This window comes from Stenotrophomonas sp. 05N423, from assembly GCF_056397145.1.
Window position 1 is genome coordinate 195,394 of the sequence record NZ_JBFTMV010000005.1, and the last position, 16,414, is coordinate 211,807.

Sequence of the window (16,414 nt, forward strand, 5' to 3'; positions counted from 1 at the left end):
CTGTACCGTTTCCGGTACCGGCGTTCACGCCAGCCGCAGCGCGCGCGGATAGGGCGGCGTATCGGGGAACTCGCCACGGGTGAAGGCAGCCTGCAGGCCGCGCCACCACCGCGGATCGAACAGCTCGCCGTGCGCCTCGCGTACCGCCTCCATCAATGGATGCGGCAGGCCCATGAACAGCGGAAAGCGTTCGGGAAACACGTCGTTGGGCGCAATGTGGAACCACGGCTCGGCAGCCATGGCCTCTTCGGCGCTGCGCGGCTGCGGCCAGTCGCGGAAGGTGCAGTCGGCGACCCGGCATAGTTCGTCGTAGTCGTAGAACACGGCGCGGCCGTGGCGGGAGACGCCGAAGTTCTTCAGCAGCATGTCGCCGGGGAAGATGTCGTTGCGCGCCATGTCGGCGATGGCCTGGGCGTAGTCCAGCGCCGCCGCGCGCGCGGCCTCGGCGGTCTGCTCGCGCAGGTACAGGTTGAGCGGGCGGAAGCGCCGCTGCACGTAGCACAGCGAGATCACCAGGTCGTCGCCCTCCACGCGCACGCTGCGCGCGCAGCTCTCCAGTAGTTCGTCGCGCAGTTCCGGGGCAAAGCGCGCCAGCGGGAAGCGCAGGTGGCGGTAAGGCTGCGCGTCGAGCAGGCGGCCGATGCGGTCCAGGTTGAACACCAGCGCGTAGCGGTCCTCGACGTCCTGCCGGCTCATGGTCTTGGGCCAGGCGAAGCGGTCACGGATCAACTTGAACACCAGCGGGTAGCTGGGCAGGGTGAACACCGCCATCACCATGCCCGGCGTGCCCTCGGCCTGCACCAGCCGCTCGTTCGCATGCTGCTGGAAGTGGCGGAAGAAGGTGCGGTAACGCTCGGTCTTGCCCTGCTTGGCGCGGCCGAGCACGGTGTAGATCTCGTCCACCGGCTTGCCCGGCAGCAGGCTGCGCAGGAACACCACGGCATCGGCGACGGTGGGCAGGTCGGCCTGGAAATAGCTGCGCGACACGCCGAACAGGTGCGCCACGTCGCGGCGGCGGCTGAGCACCGCCTCCGCGCGAAGGCCATCGCCGTCGTTGACCAGCGCGATCACGCAGGGCGAGAAACGGTGCTCGCCGAATACGCGCCCGACCAGGTAGGCGCGGCGCTCGCGGTAGAACACGGTTTCCAGCAGTTCGATGGCGCGTACCGGATTCGGCCCCCAGTGCGCGAGGTCGTCCTGCAGGCGCACGGCGATGGCGGCGGCGCAGCGCAGGCGGTGCCGGTACGGCACGTAGAAACGGTAGTCGGCCAGCACCCGCTCGAAGGCGTCGGCCGGACGCGCCTCGGAAACGGTGTAGACGTGGCGCGCGACCGGATGGGTGATGGCATCGGACGGTTCGATGTCGATCGCCATGAACTCGATCGCATCGTCCACGCCGCGGGTGGCGAACAGCCGCCGGGTCAGCGTGTTGTAGAAGGTCTTGTACAGCTCGCCGTCGATCAGTCCTTCGACCAGCACGGCGAAGGCCGCACGCACCTGCATCCATGACCCGCGGCCGGGCGTACTGCCCGCGGCGGCCTGCAGGCGGGCCATGCACTCGCCGATGCACAGGTCGTACAACGCGATGCGCTCCACCGCATCAATGCGCGCCGCCGCCCAGTCGCGTTGCTCGAAGCGCAGCCGCGCGCGCCGGGTGATGGCGGAAAAGCGCGCGTGGTAATCCTCGAAACCATCGCGGATGCAGGCGGCAATGGCGTGGGCGGGTTCGGTGGCAGGCATCGGCATTGCGGGAGTCGGGGCACCGGGCTTCACCCTACCGCACCGGGGCAGCTTCATGGCCATCTGCAGGAGCGCACCGCCATCCACAAATGAAGAACCCGCATCGCCGGGGCGATGCGGGTTCTTGTCAAACCACCTTGCCTGCCGCGATCAGAGCGCAGCCAGCGCGGCGTTGAAGGTCGCGCTGGGGCGCATCGCCTTGCCGGCCTTGTCCACGGCCGGGCGATAGTAGCCGCCGATATCCACGGCCTTGCCCTGCACTGCGACCAGTTCCTCGACGATCTTCTGCTCGTTGTCGGCCAGTGCCTTGGCGAGCGGGGCGAACTTCGCCTTCAGCGCCGCGTCCTCATCCTGCGCGGCCAGCGCCTGCGCCCAGTACATGGCCAGGTAGAAATGGCTGCCGCGGTTGTCGATGGTGCCCAGCTTGCGGCCCGGCGAGCGGTCGTTGTCCAGGAACTTGCCGTTGGCTTCGTCCAGCGCCTTGGCCAGCACCGCGGCGGCGGTGTTGCCGTAGCGCTGCGCCAGGTGTTCCAGCGAGGCGGCCAGGGCCAGGAACTCGCCCAGCGAATCCCAACGCAGGTAGTCCTCCTCGACGAACTGCTGCACGTGCTTCGGCGCCGAACCACCGGCGCCGGTCTCGAACAGGCCGCCGCCGGCCATCAACGGCACGATGGAAAGCATCTTGGCGCTGGTGCCCAGCTCCAGGATCGGGAACAGGTCGGTCAGGTAGTCGCGCAGCACGTTGCCGGTCACCGAGATGGTGTCCTGGCCCTTGCGGATGCGCTCCAGCGAGAACCGGGTCGCGTCTTCCGGCGACAGGATGCGGATGTCCAGGCCGCTGGTGTCGTGGTCCTTCAGGTACTTCTCGACCTTGGCGATCATCTGCGCATCGTGTGCGCGGTTGCTGTCCAGCCAGAACACGGCCGGCGTGCTGCTCAGGCGCGCGCGGCTGACGGCCAGCTTCACCCAGTCCTGGATCGGCGCATCCTTGGCCTGGCACATGCGCCAGATGTCGCCCGCTTCCACGGCGTGCTCGAACACCACGTTGCCGGCGTCGTCGCTGACGCGCACGGTGCCCGCGGCCGGGATCTGGAAGGTCTTGTCGTGGCTGCCGTATTCCTCGGCCTTCTGCGCCATCAGGCCGACGTTCGGCACCGAGCCCATGGTGGCCGGGTCGAACGCGCCGTGCGCCTTGCAGTCCTCGATCACCACCTGGTAGACGCCGGCGTAGCAGCGGTCAGGGATCAGCGCCTTGGTGTCCTGCAGCTTGCCTTCGGCATTCCACATGCGGCCGCTGTCGCGGATCATCGCCGGCATCGAGGCATCGACGATCACGTCGCTGGGCACGTGCAGGTTGGTGATGCCCTTGTCGGAATTGACCATCGCCACGGCCGGGCGCTTTGCATATTCGGCGGCGATGTCGGCCTGGATTGCTTCCTGGGTGGCTTCCGGCAGCGACGGCAGGCGCGCGTACAGGTCGCCGATGCCGTTGTTCGGGTCGAAGCCGGCCTGCTTGAGCTCGGCAGCGTACTTGGCCAGTACGTCCTTGTAGAACTCCTCGACCACCACGCCGAACATGATCGGGTCGGAGACCTTCATCATGGTCGCCTTCAGGTGCAGCGAGAACAGCACGCCCTGCGCGCGGGCATCGGCGATCTGCGCGGCGACGAAGGCGGCCAGCGCGCGGCGCGACATCACCGAGGCATCGACGATCTCGCCGGCCTTGACCGCGGTCCTGTCCTTCAGCACCACATGCTTGCCGTCGTCCTGCACCAGCTCGATCTTGAGGCTGCCGGCGCTGGCCAGGGTGGCCGACTGCTCGCTGCCGTAGAAATCGCCAGCATCCATGTGTGCGACGTGCGACTTCGAATCGCTGCTCCACGCGCCCATGCGGTGCGGGTGCTTGCGCGCGTAGTTCTTGACCGACAGCGGCGCGCGGCGATCCGAGTTGCCCTCGCGCAGCACCGGGTTCACCGCGCTGCCCTTGACCTTGTCATAGCGCGCCTTGATGTCGCGCGAGACGTCGTCGGTCGGCGCATCCGGGTAGTTCGGCAGCGCGTAGCCCTGGTCCTGCAGTTCCTTGATCGCGGCCTTGAGCTGTGGCACCGAGGCGCTGATGTTGGGCAGCTTGATGATGTTGGCTTCCGGCCGGGTCGCCAGCTCGCCCAGTTCGGTCAGGTCGTCGCTGATCTTCTGCCCGTCCTGCAGGTAGTCCGGGAACTGCGACAGGATGCGGCCGGAAAGCGAGATGTCACGGGTCTCCACCGCGATGCCGGCGGTGGTGGCATACGCATCGATGATCGGCAGCAGCGACTGCGTCGCCAGGAACGGGGCTTCGTCGGTGAGCGTGTAGATGATCTTCTGCGTATCGGACATGGGGGATGGTTTCCGTCGGAAGTAAAGGCTGGAAGTCAGCGCGGCATTGTCGCGCGTCGCGGCGGTTCGGGCAAAACGGGCGGGTACGGTTCCGGCCGCATGCCTGCCGCCGCGGTTCATTGCATTTGCTCATGTGGCCTGCATCAGCCGGATGCGCACGAGGCGATGCGTGCTGCACCGATCCGGCAGGGTCGCCGGCATCGCTGGATGAAGGACGCCCCCTGGAAAGCAGGGGCACGGGAAGCCAGCGAGCAGCCCATATCCGATGACCTGAGGACCATCCCAGGGACGCGGCAACAAAAAAGGGCGCAGTCCTGCGACTGCGCCCATGGCCAGCACCTGTCGGGAGAGAGGGACGACAGGTGGATGCCGCTTGCTCTACTTCACTTCGAACTCCTGGGTCATGCCGGCCGGTTGGCCATCCAGGGTCACGTCCGCGCGGTATTTGCCGGCGGGCCATGCGCTTGCCTTGCTGAACTCGATGTTGGTGGTTTCCGCGCCGCTGGTATTGAGCATGGCGTTCTGCTCGCCTGCCACCTGCCCGTCCTGGTAAGTGAGCTTGGCGGCGAGATTGGCATTGCTGGCGGCACCATCGGTCTTCACCGATACGATGATCTTGTCCTTGGCGCCCAGGGTCGCCAGGGGCAGCACCGATTTGTCGGCTGCGGCCGTGCTGCCCACCGTGATGGAGGTGACGGCGAGCGCCGGCGCGGCCGGAGCCGGGGCCGGCCCGCTCATCGGTGCGGGCGCCGGGGCGCTGGCCGCCGGTGGAGGCGTGGTTTCTTCCTTCTTCTTGCAGCCGGCCAGGGCCAGCGTGCCGGCCAGGGCGATCATCAGGGCACTGCCGAGCGAGGTCTTCTTCATGGGATGCTCCGGAATGGGGATGGGAGGGGCTGCGCGGCCGGACGGCCTCAACCCTGGCGGGGCGGGATCTTCAGGGTCTGCCCGGGAAAGATCTTGTCCGGGTCGGAAAGCACGTCGCGGTTGGCCTCGAAGATGCGCTTCCACGCGTTCGCGTCGCCCAGCAGGCTCTTGGCGATCCTGGAAAGGTTGTCGCCCTTCTGCACGGTGTACTGCTGCTCGCCCACGATCTGCGCGGTGGAATCCACCCGCGCCGTCACATCGGAAAAGTCCGCCTTCTGTACGACCTCGGCCGTGCTGTCCACCTTGGACGTCACGTCCGAAAAATCGGCCTTCTTGTCGTTGCTCATCGGGTCGTTCCTCTTCGGCTGGGGGCAACGATTGCACCGCCCGCGTTAAGGAACCATCGCGCCGGCGTAAAGCCGGCGTATACCCGGGAAACAATCCCGCCGGATTACTGGCGGGGATCGCGGAAGGGGCGGTGGCCGGCGGCGAAGTCGGCGGTCGAGCGGCGCGGATTGATGTCCAGGCCGCCGCGGCGGGTGTAGCGCGCCTCCACGTCCAGCGAGCGGCAACCGCAGTGGCGCATCAGGTCGAGGAAGATGCGCTCCACGCATTGCTCGTGGAATTCAGCGTGATCGCGATAGCTGGCCAGGTAGCGCAGCAGGCCGCCGCGATCGATGCGCGGGCCTGCGTAACGGATGCTCACGCTGGCCCAGTCCGGCTGCCCGGTCACCGGGCAGTTGGATTTGAGCAGGGCCGACACCAGGGTTTCGGCGACCGCGTCGCCGGCATCGGCGTGCAGGAAGCCGGCCTGCGGCGGTCCGTAGTGGTCGATGTCCAGGTCCAGGCCGTCGATGGATTCGCCCTCGGCCTCGGCCACGGGCGGCAGGCCGAACTCGACCGCGACCTCGGCCCCGGCACAGGTGGACAGATCGGCGGCGATGCATCCGCGTACATCGGCGGCGCTGTCGAAACGTGCGGCATTGAGGGAGTTCAGGTAGAGCTTGAGCGACTTGGACTCGACCAGGTTGGGCGAGGTGGCCGGCACCCACAGCGTGGCGGTGGCCACGCAGGGCTTGCCGCGCGTGTCCAGCCAGCCCAGTTCGTAGACATGCCAGCGGTCCTGGCCGACGAAGGGCAGCGCGGCGCCGAGGCCGATCTCGGCGCGGGCGGCGGCGCGCGGAATCGGGAACAGCAGGCCCGGGTCGTACTGCGAGGGGTAGGCGACCTCGCGGCCAAGGCTGGAATCTTGGGGGGTGTTCATGCGGGGATTGTAGGAGCTGTTACGTTAGCCGCGCCTGCACCGGGAACCGACCGCCATGATCCGACGTTCCGCAACGCTGCCACTGCTGCTGGGCCTGGCCGCCTGCCAGGGACAACCGCCACAGGCCACACCCGCGATCGTCCAAGCCCAGTCCGACGCCCTGAACCCGCTGGGCGTCGGGCAGATCATCGAGATCGCACTGGAAGGCAACGCCGGTACCGGCTACCTGTGGCAGGTGGTCGCGGACGGACAGCCCCAGCTGGCCGCCGTGGCGCCTTCCGCCGATGCCACCACGGCGATGCCGTCCCGGCCCGGTGGCCCTGTCCTGCAGCGCCTGCGGTTCCGCGCCGAGCAGCCCGGGCAGGCGCTGCTGCGGCTGGAGTACCGGCGGCCCTGGGAGCGCGGCGAACCGGCCGCGCGCACCGCCGAATACAGGGTCGACGTCCGCTAGAGCTTATCCCTGTGCGCCGTGCAGGTAGTCCAGCGACACCTGCAGCAGCGCGCGCAGGCCCACGTCCAGCGCCTTCTCGTCGAGCAGGAACCTGGGCGAGTGGTTGCTGGGCGCGGTGGCCGGGTCGATGCCCTCGCCGGTGGAGCCGACGAAGAAGAACATCGCCGGCACCTGCTGCGCGTATAGCGAGAAATCCTCCGACCCCATCTGCAGCGGCGGCTCGTACACATTGCCCTTGCCGACCACCGCCTGCAGGCTCGGCAGCATGCGCGCAGTCAGTGCCGGATCGTTGACCGTGGCCGGGTTGCCGTCCTTCTCGTAGATGTCGGTGGTGGCGGTAGCGCCGTGGGCGGCAGCGGTGTGCTCGGCGACGTTGCGCAGGTCGGCGAAGATCTGCCGGCGCATGTCGGGGTCGAAGGTGCGGATGGTGCCGACCATCTCCACCGAGTCGGGGATGATGTTGTAGCGGATGCCGCCCTTGATCGCGCCGAAGGTCAGCACCGCCGGCTGTTTGGACAGGTTGGCGCGACGGCTGACGATGGTCTGCGCGGTGCCGATCAGGTCGGAGGCGGCGACGATCGGGTCGATGCCGTTCCATGGCGCCGAGCCATGGGTCTGGCGGCCGTTGACGGTGATGGCGAAGCGGTCGGAGGCGGCCATCAGCGGGCCGCCGCGCACGGCGATCTGCCCGGCCTGGACGCTGGAGAACACATGCAGGCCGAACACCGCTTCCGGCTTGAAGTCCTTGAACAGCCCTTCCTTGAGCATCAGCTCGGCACCGCCCTGCTCCGGCGGCGGCGCGCCTTCCTCGGCCGGCTGGAAGATCAGCATCACCTCGCCGGGCAGCTTGTCGCGCATCGCCACCAGCGCGTCGGCCACGCCGAGCAGGGTGGCGGTATGCGCATCGTGGCCGCAGGCATGCATCACCCCGACCTTCTCGCCGCGGTACTCGGAGGTGGCGGTGGAGGCAAACGGCAGCCCCGTCTGCTCGGTCACCGGCAGCGCGTCCATGTCCGCGCGCAGGGCGATCCTCGGGCCCGGCAGGGCGCCCCTGATGATCGCCACCACGCCGTTCACGGCCACGCCGGTCTGCGGCTTCAGGCCCATCGCGCGCAGGCGCTCGGCGACCTTGGCGGCGGTGCGTACTTCGCGATTGGACAGTTCCGGATGCTGGTGGAAGTCGCGGCGCCACTCCACCACCTGCTGCTGCAGGCGCGCGGCGGCGGCCTCCACCTCCGGGCGCTGGCCCTCGGCGGCCAGGGCGGGAACGGGGGCCAGAGCGCACGACAGCGCGGCCAACAGAACGGTCTTGCGGATCATCCGGGCTTTCCTCATCGGCAATCGAGAAGTGAATGTAGGGCAAACGGAGCGGGGAAAGGAGTGTCAACGGACAGGTTGCGGAACCGTTCACCACCATTACGGGTCTGAGCGCGTGGCCCATCGGTCATGCGCCGGCCGTCACGGGCCGGCGTTATGCTCTGCGCCGTTCCGCCAGCCCCTTTGCCAATCGGTTCCTCGGGAGTTTTCCGCATGTCGCGTTTCTGGAAGATCGTGCTGCTCGTCGTCGCCATCCTGCTCGTCGCGGGAATCGGCTACCGGGTGATGGGAGGCGGCAAGAAGGCCGGCGGAACGCCCGCGGCCGGGGGAGCGCCGGGGGGCTGGGGCGGCGGCGACAAGGACCGCGACCCGGTGCCGGTCACCGCGGTGCCGGCCGAGCGCAGGAACGTGCCGGTCTATGTCACCGCGCAGGGCACGGTGGCTGCCTACAACACGGTCACGGTCAGCCCGCAGGTCGGCGGCGAACTGCTGAGCGTCGATTTCAAGGAAGGGCAGGCGGTGAAGAAGGGCGACCTGCTGGCCCGCATCGACCCGCGCACCTTCCAGGCCCAGTACGACCAGGCCATCGCCAGCCAGCGCCAGAACCAGGCCCTGCTGGCCACCGCCCAGTCCAACTATGAGCGTTCCAATTCCGAGGCCTACCGCCAGTACGTGGCGCAGACCGACCTGACCACCCTGCGCAACCAGGTCGCCCAGTACCAGGCGGCGGTCGCCGCCGCCCAGGCCACGGCGAGCCAGAGCAAGGTGCAGCTGGGCTATACCCGCATCGTCTCGCCCATCGACGGCGTGGCCGGCATCCGCGCGGTCGACCCGGGCAACGTGGTCGGCGCCGGCACCGCCCTGGTCACGCTGACCCAGCTGCAGCCCATCTACGTATTGTTCAACCTGCCCGAGCAGCAGCTGGACGCGGTGCGCACGGCACAGGGCAACGGGCCGCTGGAAGCGGCGACGCTGGACCGCGCCGGCGGCGCGGTGGTCAACGCCGACGGCAAGCTGCAGGTGGTGGACAACCAGATCAGCGCCACCAGCGGCACCTTCCGCCTGCGCGCCGAATTCCCCAATGCCGACAAGGCGCTGTGGCCGGGCCAGTTCGTCAATGTACGCATGAAGCTCAACGAGCTGCCCAACGCGGTGGTGGTGCCGGCCGAAGCCGTGCAGCGCAGCAGCACCGGCGATTTCGTCTACCTGATCAAGCCGGACAACAGCGTCACCCTGCGCGATGTGGTCCAGGGCGGCCAGGTCGACGACAGCCATGTCGTCATCAGCAAGGGGCTGGAAGCGGGCGACAAGGTGGTGACCGAAGGCCAGTTCCGGCTCAAGGAAGGCGTCAAGGTCAATCCGCTGCAGCCGGGCCAGGCGCCGCCGGCGCCGACCGAGGAGCAGCTGAAGGCCGCCAGCCAGAAGCGCGGCGGCGGCGGCAACCGGGGCGGTCGTGGCCCGCGCTGACGTTCCACGCGCGGCCATCCGCGCGCCACTGCCGGTGGCCCGCGATGGCGCGATGCAGGCAGCGGACATGTACGCATGCGTGAGCGCCCCGTGCGGGCCACGCGACGCGCGCGGCGGGAGCATGGGCCGGCCCTGACCGCCCTGCGCCGCGCACACACTCACCACAGGAACCGACCGTGGGCTTCTCGACTCTCTTCATCCGCCGCCCCATCGCCACCTCGCTGCTGATGGTCGGCCTGATGCTGCTCGGCATCCTCGGCTACCAGCGCCTGCCGGTTTCGGCACTGCCCGAGATCGAGGCGCCCAGCCTGGTGGTGACCACGCAGTACCCCGGCGCCAGCGCGCAGACCATGGCCTCGCTGGTGACCACGCCCCTGGAGCGGCAGCTGGGCCAGATCTCCGGCCTGGACCTGATGACCTCCGATTCCTCGGCCGGCCTGTCCACCATCGTGCTGCAGTTCTCGATGGAGCGCGACATCGACACCGCCGCGCAGGACGTGCAGGCGGCGATCCGCCAGGCCACCCTGCCCGGTTCGCTGCCGTACCAGCCGGTGTACAACCGGGTAAACCCAGCCGATGCACCGATCCTGACCCTCAAGCTGGCCTCTGACACGCGCCCGCTGCGCGAGGTCAACGACCTGGCCGACTCGGTACTGGCGCAGCGCCTGTCGCAGGTGGACGGCGTCGGCCTGGTGTCGATCGCCGGCAACGTGCGTCCGGCCGTGCGCATCCAGGCCAACCCGGCGCAGCTGGCCAACATGGGCATGACCCTGGAAGACCTGCGCAGCGCGCTGACCCAGGCCAACGTCAACGCGCCCAAGGGCTCGCTCAACGGCAAGACCCAGAGCTACACGCTGTCCACCAACGACCAGCTCAGCGACGCGTCGGACTACAACGACATCATCGTGCGCTACAAGAACGGCGCGCCGGTGCGGCTGCGCGACGTGGCCAGCGTGGTCGACGGCGTGGAGAACGACCAGATCGCCGCCTGGGCCGACGGCAAGCCGGCGGTGCTGCTGGAAGTGCGCCGCCAGCCCGGCGCCAACATCGTCAAGACCGTACAGAACATCCGCCAGATCCTGCCCGGCCTGCAGAACATGCTGCCGGCGGACGTGAAGCTGGACGTGTTCTCCGACCGCACCGTCACCATCCGCGCCTCGGTGCACGACGTGCAGTTCACCCTCATCCTCACCATCTGCCTGGTGGTGGCGGTGATCTTCGTGTTCCTGCGCCGGCTGTGGGCCACGGTGATCCCGTCGGTGGCGGTGCCGCTGTCGCTGCTGGGCACCTTCGGCGTGATGGCCTTCGCCGGCATGTCGCTGGACAACCTGTCGCTGATGGCGCTGACCGTGGCCACCGGCTTCGTGGTCGACGATGCGATCGTGATGATCGAGAACATCGTGCGTTACATCGAGCAGGGCAAGGAAGGCCAGGACGCGGCCGAGACCGGCGCGAAGGAGATTGGTTTTACCGTCCTGTCGCTGACCGTGTCGCTGATCGCGGTATTCCTGCCGCTGATCCTGATGCCGGGCGTGACCGGCCGCCTGTTCCACGAATTCGCCTGGGTGCTGTCGATCGCGGTGGCGATCTCGATGCTGATCTCGCTGACGCTCACCCCGATGATGTGCGCCTACCTGCTCAAGCCCGACGCCCTGCCCGAGGGCGACGACGCCCACGAGCGCGCCGCCGCACAGGGCAGGACGACGGCATGGTCGAAGCTGGTGCATCTGTACGAGTCCAGCCTGGACTGGGTGCTGCGCCACCAGCGCATGACCCTGGGCATCGCGCTGGGCTCGGTGGCGCTGACCGTGCTGCTGTACATCGCCATCCCCAAGGGCCTGCTGCCCGACCAGGACACCGGCATGGTCACCGGCGTGGTGATCGCCGACCAGAACGTGGCCTTCGAGCAGATGCAGCAGCGCACCCAGGCCGTGGCCGAGGCGCTGCGCCAGGACCCGGCGGTGAGCGGCGTGGCCGCCTACATCGGCGCCGGTTCGATGAACCCCACGCTCAACCAGGGCCAGCTGAACATCGTGCTCAAGGACCGCGGCGAACGCGGCAGCCTGGACGCCATCCTGCCGCAGCTGCAGGCCGCCGCCGCGCACATTCCCGGCGTTGCGCTGTACCTCAAGCCGGTACAGGACGTGACCCTGGACACGCGCGTGGCCGCCACCGCCTACCAGTTCTCGCTGTCGGACATGGACAGCAGGGAGCTGGCCGAACAGGCCGCGCGCGTCACCGATGCGCTGCGCCGCCTGCCCGAACTGGCCGACGTGGACAACAACCTGGCCAACAACGGCCGCGCCCTGCACGTGGAAGTGGACCGCGACAAGGCAAGCCGCTACGGCGTGCCGATGCAGACCATCGACGACACGCTGTACGACGCCTACGGCCAGCGCCAGATCTCCACCATCTTCACCCAGCTCAACCAGTACCGGGTCGTGCTGGAAGTGGCGCCGGAATTCCGCACCTCCGACGCGCTGATGAACCAGCTGGCGATCGGCAGCAACGGCAGCGGCGCGCTGACCGGCAGCAACGCCACCAGCCTGGGCCAGGTCAGCTCCAGCAACTCCTCCACCGCCACCGGCATCGGCAACAGCAACACCGGCATCGCGCTGGGCGCCGGCGGCACCATCCCGCTGTCGGCGATCGCCAGCGCCACGCCGGGCACCGCGCCGCTGATCGTCAGCCATCAGCAGCAGCTGCCGTCGGCGACGATCTCCTTCAACCTGGCGCCTGGCTACTCGCTGTCCGAAGGCGTGGCGGCGATCAACAAGGCCGTCGCGGACCTGCAGCTGCCGCAGCAGATGCAGGCGCAGTTCGTCGGCACCGCCGCCGAGTTCTCCAGCAGCCAGACCGACGTGGTGATGCTGCTGCTGGCCGCCATCGCGGTGATCTACATCGTGCTGGGCGTGCTCTACGAGAGCTGGATCCACCCGCTGACCATCATCTCCACCCTGCCCCCGGCCGGCGTCGGCGCGCTGCTGGCGCTGTACCTGTGCGGCATGAGCCTGTCGGTGGACGGCATCGTCGGCATCGTGCTGCTGATCGGCATCGTCAAGAAGAACGCGATCATGATGATCGACTTCGCGCTGGACGCGCAGCGCGCCGGCATGAACGCCCACGATGCGATCCGTCGCGCCTGCCTGCTGCGCTTCCGCCCGATCATGATGACCACCGCCGCGGCCATGCTCGGCGCGCTGCCGCTGGCGCTGGGCACCGGCATCGGCTCGGAGCTGCGCCGCCCGCTGGGCGTGGCCATCGTCGGCGGCCTGCTGCTGTCGCAGCTGGTCACGCTGTACACCACGCCGGTGATCTACCTGTACTTCGAACGCCTGTCCGAATGGGCCGCCAGGCGCCGCGAGCAGCGCGCCGCCGCGCGCCTGCAGGCCGCCCGGTAAGTGCGCCGGATGAATATTTCCGCGCCCTTCATCAAGCGCCCGATCGGCATCGGCCTGCTGGCCATCGGCCTGTTCTTCGCCGGCCTGCTCTGCTACCTGCGGCTGGGCGTGGCGGCACTGCCGAACCTGTCGATCCCGGTGATCTTCGTGCAGGCGAGCAACATCGGCGCCGACGCCGACACCATGGCCGCCACCGTCACCGCGCCGCTGGAACGCCACCTCGGCCAGGTGCCGGGCATCAGCACCATGCGCTCGAGCAGCAGCGACGGCCGCAGCATGGTGTTCCTGATGTTCGACACCAGTCGCGACATCGACGCCGCGGCGCAGGACGTGCAGGCGGCGATCAACGCCGCCATGGCCGACCTGCCGGCCGGCATCAACACGCCGACCTACCAGAAGGCCAACCCCAACGACGACCCGGTGATCGCGCTGTCGCTGACCTCGGAAACGCAGTCCGTCGCCGAGCTCTACAACCTGGCCGACTCGCTGCTGGCGCAGCGCCTGCGCCAGCTGCCGGGCGTGTCGCAGGTGGATATCGCCGGCGCCTCCACCCCGGCGGTGCGCGTGGACCTCAACCTGCGCGCGATGAACGCGCTCGGGTTGAGCCCGGACGACCTGCGCAACGCCATGCGCGCGGCAAACGTCGCCTCGCCGCTGGGCTTCCTCAGCGACGGCAGCAACCAGACCGCCATCGTCCTCAACGACCAGGTGCGCAAGGCCGCCGACTTCGCCAACGTCGCCATCGCCACCCACGACGGCGCGGTGGTGCGGCTGAAGGACATCGCCACCGTCTACGACGGCCAGCAGGACGCCTTCCAGGCCGCCTGGTTCAATGGCAAGCGCGGCGTACTGATGTACGTGTACCTGCGCAGCGGCGCCAACCTGGTGGCGACCGTGGACAGGGTGAAATCGGAGATGCCGGCGCTGTCCGGCTACCTCGACGCCGGCACCACGCTCACGCCCTATTTCGACCGCACCCCGACCATCCGCGCCTCATTGGCCGAGGTGCAGATCACCCTGATGATCAGCCTGGCGATGGTGGTGCTGACCATGGCGCTGTTCCTGCGCCGGCTGGCGCCGACGCTGATCGCCGCGGTCACCGTGCCGCTGTCGCTGGCCGGCGCGGCGGTGGTGATGATGGTGCTGGGCTTCACCCTCAACAACCTGACCCTGCTGGCGCTGGTGATCGCAATCGGCTTCGTCGTCGACGACGCCATCGTGGTGATCGAGAACATCATGCGCCACCTGGACGACGGCATGCCGCGCATGCAGGCGGCGATGGCCGGCGCGCGCGAGATCGGCTTCACCATCGTCTCCATCACCGCCTCGCTGGTGGCGGTGTTCCTGCCGATCATCTTCGCCCAGGGCATGCTCGGCGCGTTCTTCCGCGAGTTCACCCTTACCCTGGTGGCGGCGATCATGGTCTCGGCGCTGGTATCGCTGACCCTGACCCCGGCGCTGTGCGCGCGCTTCCTGCAGCCGCACGAGGCACACGTGCGCGAATCGCGCATGCACCGCCTGCTCGACAGCGTGCACGGCGGCATGCTGAAGGTCTACACGGTCGCGCTGGATTTCTCGCTGCGCCACGCGCTGCTGCTGGCGCTCACCCCGCTGCTGCTGATCGTGGCCACGTTCTACCTCGCCGGCGCGGTCGGCAAGGGCAACTTCCCCGAGCAGGACACCGGCCTGATCTGGGGCCGGGCCAGTTCCAGCGCCACCGTTTCCTTCACTGAAATGACCACGCGCCAGCGGCGCCTGAGCGACATGTTCCTGGCCGACCCGGCGGTGAAGATGGTCGGCGCGCGGCTGGGCTCCAGCCGCCAGGGCAGCAGCGCGCAGTTCAACATCGAACTGAAGACCATGGCCGAGGGCCGGCGCGAGGCCACCAGCCTGGTGGTGGCGCGGCTGAGCGCCAAAGCCGCGCAGTTCCCCGACCTGGACGTGCGCCTGCGCGCCATCCAGGACCTGCCCTCCGATGGCGGTGGCGGCGGCGGACAGGGCGCGCAGAACCGCGTCACCCTGCAGGGCAACGACGCCGCACAGCTGGCCGAGTGGCTGCCGAAGCTGGTGGAAGTGCTGAAGCAGAACCCCAAGCTGCGCGACGTCGGCTCGGACGTGGACAAGGGCGGGCTGATGCAGCGGATCGTGATCGACCGCGAGAAGGCCTCGCGCCTGGGCGTGAGCATCGGCGCCATCGACGGCGCGCTGTACGGCGCCTTCGGCCAGCGCCAGATCTCCACCATCTACGCCGACCTCAACCAATACGGCGTGGTGGTCAACGCGCTGCCGGAGCAGACCGGCAGCCCGGCCGCGATCGACGACGTGTACGTGCGCTCCAGCAGCGGGCAGATGATCCCGCTGACCGCCTTCGCCCACCAGGAGCCGGGCCTGGCGCCGTCGCAGGTGACCCACCAGAACCAGTACACGGTGATGGACCTGAGCTACAACCTGGCCCCCGGCGTGAGCAGCGGCGAGGGCGATGCCATCGTCACGGCCGCCATCGACGGCCTGCGCATGCCCGGCGACATCCGCCAGGCCGAGCCCGGCGGCTTCCGCCAGGCGCTGGACCCCACCGCGATGCTGATGCTGATCATCGCCGCCATCGCCACGGTCTACATCGTGCTCGGCATGCTGTACGAGAACCTGGTGCACCCGGTGACGATCCTGTCCACCCTGCCCGCCGCCGGCATGGGCGCACTGCTGGCGCTGTGGGCGACCAGCACCGACCTGTCGGTGATCTCGACCATCGCGCTGGTGCTGCTGATCGGCATCGTCAAGAAGAACGCGATCATGATGATCGACTTCGCGCTGGTGGCGCAGCGCGAGCACGGCAAGTCGCCGGCCGAGGCGGTGCGCGAGGCCAGCATCGTGCGCTTCCGCCCGATCATGATGACCACCATGGTGGCGATCCTGGCGGCGCTGCCGCTGGCGATCGGCCTGGGCGAAGGCTCGGAACTGCGCCGCCCGCTCGGCATCGCGATGATCGGCGGCCTGCTGATCTCGCAGAGCCTGACCCTGCTGAGCACGCCGGCGCTGTATGTGATCTTCTCCTGCCTGCAGCAGCACTGGCGCGGCTGGCGCGCACGGCGCAGGGAGCGCAAACAGCAGCGACGGATCGCGCGGGCCTGATCGTCTCCTGCACGGGGCTACGTTCCACTGGAACGTAGCCGGGAAAGCTTCTGCCGGGCATTGCCCGGCGCTACGGAAATCACCGTCACGACGCGCTGCCGTTGCCGTTGCCGTTGCCGTTGCCGAAGATTTGCCGTTATTCCTCGTTTTTGACTTCCAGGTCCCCTTCCGCAGCGACGGAGCCGGCGGGAAAAACCCGAAGGGCGACGTGCATGGGTTCGGCGGAAAAGGCGAAGCACTGCTTCGCCCTGCCGGACGGGCAGGCGCCGTGCGGCGACTACCCCGGACTCGACCGCGAAGCGGGCGAGCACGTCGTTTTTCTACGCGACATGGATGTCGCGTAGAAAAACCCCCCCGGCGGAGTGGACCCGCGGCACGCAGGCAGGGGCGTGTTGACCAGCCATT

Annotated in this window: 11 protein-coding genes; 5 read left to right on the forward strand and 6 right to left on the reverse strand. The window is 68.6% G+C overall.

The window, feature by feature from the left end; translation table 11 throughout:
* Window positions 1-24: 24 nt before the first annotated feature.
* The 5 genes from aceK to queF all read right to left on the reverse strand — a co-directional run bounded on the left by aceK (window position 25) and on the right by queF (window position 6,244).
* Window positions 25-1,746, reverse strand: coding sequence for a bifunctional isocitrate dehydrogenase kinase/phosphatase (gene aceK / locus AC1DGW_RS10565; protein ID WP_478022559.1), 1,722 nt, complete (start codon window positions 1,744-1,746; stop codon window positions 25-27).
* Window positions 1,747-1,890: 144 nt separating this feature from the next.
* Window positions 1,891-4,116, reverse strand: a complete 2,226-nt coding sequence (locus AC1DGW_RS10570; protein WP_478022561.1) for an NADP-dependent isocitrate dehydrogenase — start codon at window positions 4,114-4,116, stop codon at window positions 1,891-1,893.
* A gap of 378 nt (window positions 4,117-4,494) precedes the next feature.
* Window positions 4,495-4,980 (reverse strand): hypothetical protein, encoded by a 486-nt coding sequence (locus AC1DGW_RS10575; RefSeq protein ID WP_478022563.1) that lies wholly within the window; start codon window positions 4,978-4,980, stop codon window positions 4,495-4,497.
* 47 nt (window positions 4,981-5,027) lie between these two features.
* Window positions 5,028-5,327: a LysM peptidoglycan-binding domain-containing protein gene (locus AC1DGW_RS10580; RefSeq protein WP_478022565.1), complete on the reverse strand. Its 300-nt coding sequence runs from the start codon at window positions 5,325-5,327 to the stop codon at window positions 5,028-5,030.
* A 104-nt stretch (window positions 5,328-5,431) separates the two neighbouring features.
* Window positions 5,432-6,244, reverse strand: a complete 813-nt coding sequence (queF, locus tag AC1DGW_RS10585) for an NADPH-dependent 7-cyano-7-deazaguanine reductase QueF (RefSeq protein ID WP_478022567.1) — start codon at window positions 6,242-6,244, stop codon at window positions 5,432-5,434.
* Window positions 6,245-6,299: 55 nt separating this feature from the next.
* On the opposite strand from queF, the gene AC1DGW_RS10590 reads away from it, so the two are divergent.
* Window positions 6,300-6,695, forward strand: coding sequence for a protease inhibitor I42 family protein (locus tag AC1DGW_RS10590; protein WP_478022569.1), 396 nt, complete (start codon window positions 6,300-6,302; stop codon window positions 6,693-6,695).
* 3 nt (window positions 6,696-6,698) lie between these two features.
* Here the strand turns inward: AC1DGW_RS10590 and AC1DGW_RS10595 are convergent, their stop codons facing one another.
* Window positions 6,699-8,030: an amidohydrolase gene (locus tag AC1DGW_RS10595; protein WP_478022571.1), complete on the reverse strand. Its 1,332-nt coding sequence runs from the start codon at window positions 8,028-8,030 to the stop codon at window positions 6,699-6,701.
* A 195-nt stretch (window positions 8,031-8,225) separates the two neighbouring features.
* Between AC1DGW_RS10595 and AC1DGW_RS10600 the strand changes: the two genes are divergently transcribed.
* The 4 genes from AC1DGW_RS10600 to AC1DGW_RS10615 all read left to right on the forward strand — a co-directional run bounded on the left by AC1DGW_RS10600 (window position 8,226) and on the right by AC1DGW_RS10615 (window position 16,353).
* The gene (locus AC1DGW_RS10600) at window positions 8,226-9,479 is read left to right on the forward strand and encodes an efflux RND transporter periplasmic adaptor subunit (RefSeq protein ID WP_478022573.1); all 1,254 of its coding nucleotides are present in this window, start codon (window positions 8,226-8,228) and stop codon (window positions 9,477-9,479) included.
* Window positions 9,480-9,655: 176 nt separating this feature from the next.
* Entirely contained in the window at window positions 9,656-12,880 is a 3,225-nt protein-coding gene (locus AC1DGW_RS10605; RefSeq protein WP_478022575.1) for an efflux RND transporter permease subunit, read from the forward strand.
* 9 nt (window positions 12,881-12,889) lie between these two features.
* On the forward strand, window positions 12,890-16,009 hold the full coding sequence (locus tag AC1DGW_RS10610; protein ID WP_478022578.1) for an efflux RND transporter permease subunit: 3,120 nt from the start codon (window positions 12,890-12,892) through the stop codon (window positions 16,007-16,009).
* Between the two features lie 212 nt (window positions 16,010-16,221).
* A complete protein-coding gene (locus AC1DGW_RS10615) occupies window positions 16,222-16,353 on the forward strand; it encodes a hypothetical protein (RefSeq protein ID WP_478022580.1) in 132 nt (43 codons plus the stop codon).
* The last annotated feature ends 61 nt before the right edge of the window (window positions 16,354-16,414 follow it).

What these genes read in the sequence shown, in the direction of transcription:
- AC1DGW_RS10600 (WP_478022573.1), top strand. Translation starts at nt 8,226, where the DNA reads ATGTCGCGTTTCTGGAAGATCGTGCTGCTCGTCGTCGCCATCCTGCTC.
- AC1DGW_RS10580 (WP_478022565.1), bottom strand. Translation starts at nt 5,327, where the DNA reads ATGAGCAACGACAAGAAGGCCGATTTTTCGGACGTGACGTCCAAGGTG.
- AC1DGW_RS10570 (WP_478022561.1), bottom strand. Translation starts at nt 4,116, where the DNA reads ATGTCCGATACGCAGAAGATCATCTACACGCTCACCGACGAAGCCCCG.
- AC1DGW_RS10575 (WP_478022563.1), bottom strand. Translation starts at nt 4,980, where the DNA reads ATGAAGAAGACCTCGCTCGGCAGTGCCCTGATGATCGCCCTGGCCGGC.
- queF (WP_478022567.1), bottom strand. Translation starts at nt 6,244, where the DNA reads ATGAACACCCCCCAAGATTCCAGCCTTGGCCGCGAGGTCGCCTACCCC.
- AC1DGW_RS10615 (WP_478022580.1), top strand. Translation starts at nt 16,222, where the DNA reads ATGGGTTCGGCGGAAAAGGCGAAGCACTGCTTCGCCCTGCCGGACGGG.
- AC1DGW_RS10595 (WP_478022571.1), bottom strand. Translation starts at nt 8,030, where the DNA reads ATGAGGAAAGCCCGGATGATCCGCAAGACCGTTCTGTTGGCCGCGCTG.
- AC1DGW_RS10590 (WP_478022569.1), top strand. Translation starts at nt 6,300, where the DNA reads ATGATCCGACGTTCCGCAACGCTGCCACTGCTGCTGGGCCTGGCCGCC.
- aceK (WP_478022559.1), bottom strand. Translation starts at nt 1,746, where the DNA reads ATGCCGATGCCTGCCACCGAACCCGCCCACGCCATTGCCGCCTGCATC.
- AC1DGW_RS10610 (WP_478022578.1), top strand. Translation starts at nt 12,890, where the DNA reads ATGAATATTTCCGCGCCCTTCATCAAGCGCCCGATCGGCATCGGCCTG.